This is a genomic window from Paenibacillus sp. FSL K6-3182 (assembly GCF_037976325.1).
Taxonomy (GTDB): Bacteria; Bacillota; Bacilli; order Paenibacillales; family Paenibacillaceae; genus Pristimantibacillus.
Window position 1 is genome coordinate 6,667,501 of the sequence record NZ_CP150265.1, and the last position, 2,500, is coordinate 6,670,000.

General features: G+C 48.4%; 1 protein-coding gene, 3 tRNA genes and 1 rRNA gene (2 of these 5 running past the window's edge). All 5 read right to left on the bottom strand.

All coding sequences use genetic code 11. The features are described from left to right. Positions 1-752 carry the 5' portion of an ATP-binding protein gene (locus MHH56_RS29260; protein ID WP_339205131.1) on the bottom strand. The gene continues 628 nt to the left of window position 1, outside the view, so the window shows 752 of its 1,380 coding nt (coding positions 1-752); its start codon is at positions 750-752; its stop codon lies off the left edge, out of view. Positions 753-901: 149 nt separating this feature from the next. Next, a tRNA-Leu gene (locus MHH56_RS29265) sits at positions 902-981 on the bottom strand. 18 nt (positions 982-999) lie between these two features. After that, positions 1,000-1,075, bottom strand: a tRNA-Lys gene (locus MHH56_RS29270). A gap of 6 nt (positions 1,076-1,081) precedes the next feature. After that, a tRNA-Val gene (locus MHH56_RS29275) sits at positions 1,082-1,157 on the bottom strand. 142 nt (positions 1,158-1,299) lie between these two features. Beyond that, positions 1,300-2,500, bottom strand: a 23S ribosomal RNA gene (locus MHH56_RS29280) (it continues 1,731 nt past the right edge of the window).

Here is a 2,500-nt window from a genome sequence, read left to right on the forward strand (position 1 = left end):
GAGAGGACAATGATACTATTAAGAGGTGTCCGAAGCTCATGGGACATATTAGAGAGGAAGTCCGACTTGTATTTGGATGACTTCATGATTTGTATCGCTTTGTCTTCAAGCTCCTTCGTTTGCTCCATTAGAAGCAAGTTATTGTCGCGCAGCTCGTCCGCTTGGAGCTGTTCCTTATAAAAATCATTAATAATAAATAAGAATAAGGCACCAAGCAAAATAGAAAGAGGCAGCGTAAAAGGCATAATCTGCTTCAAGTACAACTCACGAGACAGAGCGCCAAAGATCGCGATACCAGTTACCTGTACAATATTGATGGTGAGCAAAGAAATCGTTGCCTTCTTACGATAGCCCCATAACTGGCGTCGTTCGTAAAGCATGACGAGCCCCGCAGCGACGAGTCCCATAATAGCGATATTAATTGATCCCGTTAGTGAGCTTGGTGTTATTCCATTGACAAAAAATCTTGAAGCAGAGATACCAAGTCCAATAATAAAAACATGGCGCGGATCTCGGAACACTAGTGTTGCAAAAATAATAGGTACGCCGCGCAAATCGAATAAGGGCCCCTTACCTAATTCTACACCAACCATCATCGTCAGCCAGCCGGATAAAATAAAAGTGACAATCAACAGACTATTTTTCACATTGGAGGAAGCTCGGTTTAGAAAATTCTTATATAGGAGGTTAAAAAGGTAAGCACAAGTGATGAGAATGCTTATATTTGTAAAAAAGGTGACAGAAAAATTCATATATGTCCTCCCTTAGCTGTTTTTATTGTACACGAGGCTAACTCCTTTGACAAAAAAATAGCTCAAAAACATCTCATTTGAGTATCATTTCCTACTTTTAAACAACAAAAAAAGCCTTGCTAAGCAAGACTTCTTTTGTCGTACTATGATGCGCGTAGAGGGACTTGAACCCCCACGGTTGCCCGCTAGATCCTAAGTCTAGTGCGTCTGCCAATTCCGCCATACGCGCGCATCCGAGATTAAAAAATGGTGAGTCATGTAGGATTCGAACCTACGACACCCTGATTAAAAGTCAGGTGCTCTACCAACTGAGCTAATGACTCATACTATGGTGGAGGATGACGGGATCGAACCGCCGACCCTCTGCTTGTAAGGCAGATGCTCTCCCAGCTGAGCTAATCCTCCATGGAAACACTAAAACCCACTGCGAGTGGGAGTCTTGCTTCATTGTGCGTTTTGCACATTGAAAACTGGATACGAAAGATTAGGCTTGCTGAAGCCTTTTTAGCTGCTGTCTACTGGATGTATGGGTCACAGTAAACGTGTTTAGGATAAGCCCTCGACCGATTAGTATTCGTCAGCTACACACATTGCTGTGCTTCCACCCCGAACCTATCAACCTCGTCGTCTTCAAGGGGTCTTACATACTGGGAAATCTCATCTTGAGGGGGGCTTCACGCTTAGATGCTTTCAGCGCTTATCCCGTCCGTACTTGGCTACCCAGCGGTGCTCCTGGCGGAACAACTGGTACACCAGCGGTACGTCCATCCCGGTCCTCTCGTACTAAGGACAGCTCCTCTCAAATTTCCTGCGCCCGCGACAGATAGGGACCGAACTGTCTCACGACGTTCTGAACCCAGCTCGCGTACCGCTTTAATGGGCGAACAGCCCAACCCTTGGGACCTACTTCAGCCCCAGGATGCGATGAGCCGACATCGAGGTGCCAAACCTCCCCGTCGATGTGGACTCTTGGGGGAGATAAGCCTGTTATCCCCAGGGTAGCTTTTATCCGTTGAGCGATGGCCCTTCCATTCGGTACCACCGGATCACTAAGCCCTACTTTCGTACCTGCTCGACTTGTAGGTCTCGCAGTCAAGCTCCCTTATGCCTTTGCACTCTTCGAATGATTTCCAACCATTCTGAGGGAACCTTTGGGCGCCTCCGTTACATTTTAGGAGGCGACCGCCCCAGTCAAACTGTCCACCTGACACGGTCCCCGAACCGGTTTCACGGTTCTAGGTTAGAACTCCGATACGATCAGGGTGGTATCCCAACGTTGCCTCCACACAAGCTGGCGCTCATGCTTCAAAGGCTCCCACCTATCCTGTACAGATCGTACCAAAGTTCAATATCAAGTTACAGTAAAGCTCCATGGGGTCTTTCCGTCTTGTCGCGGGTAACCTGCATCTTCACAGGTATTAAAATTTCACCGGATCTCTCGTTGAGACAGCGCCCAAGTCGTTACGCCATTCGTGCGGGTCAGAATTTACCTGACAAGGAATTTCGCTACCTTAGGACCGTTATAGTTACGGCCGCCGTTTACTGGGGCTTCGGTTCACAGCTTCGGGTTACCCCTAACCGCTCCCCTTAACCTTCCAGCACCGGGCAGGCGTCAGCCCGTATACTTCGCCTTACGGCTTCGCACAGACCTGTGTTTTTGCTAAACAGTCGCTTGGGCCTTTTCACTGCGGCCCCCTCGGGCTATTCACCCTACCGAGGCACCCCTTCTCCCGAAGTTACGGGGTCAT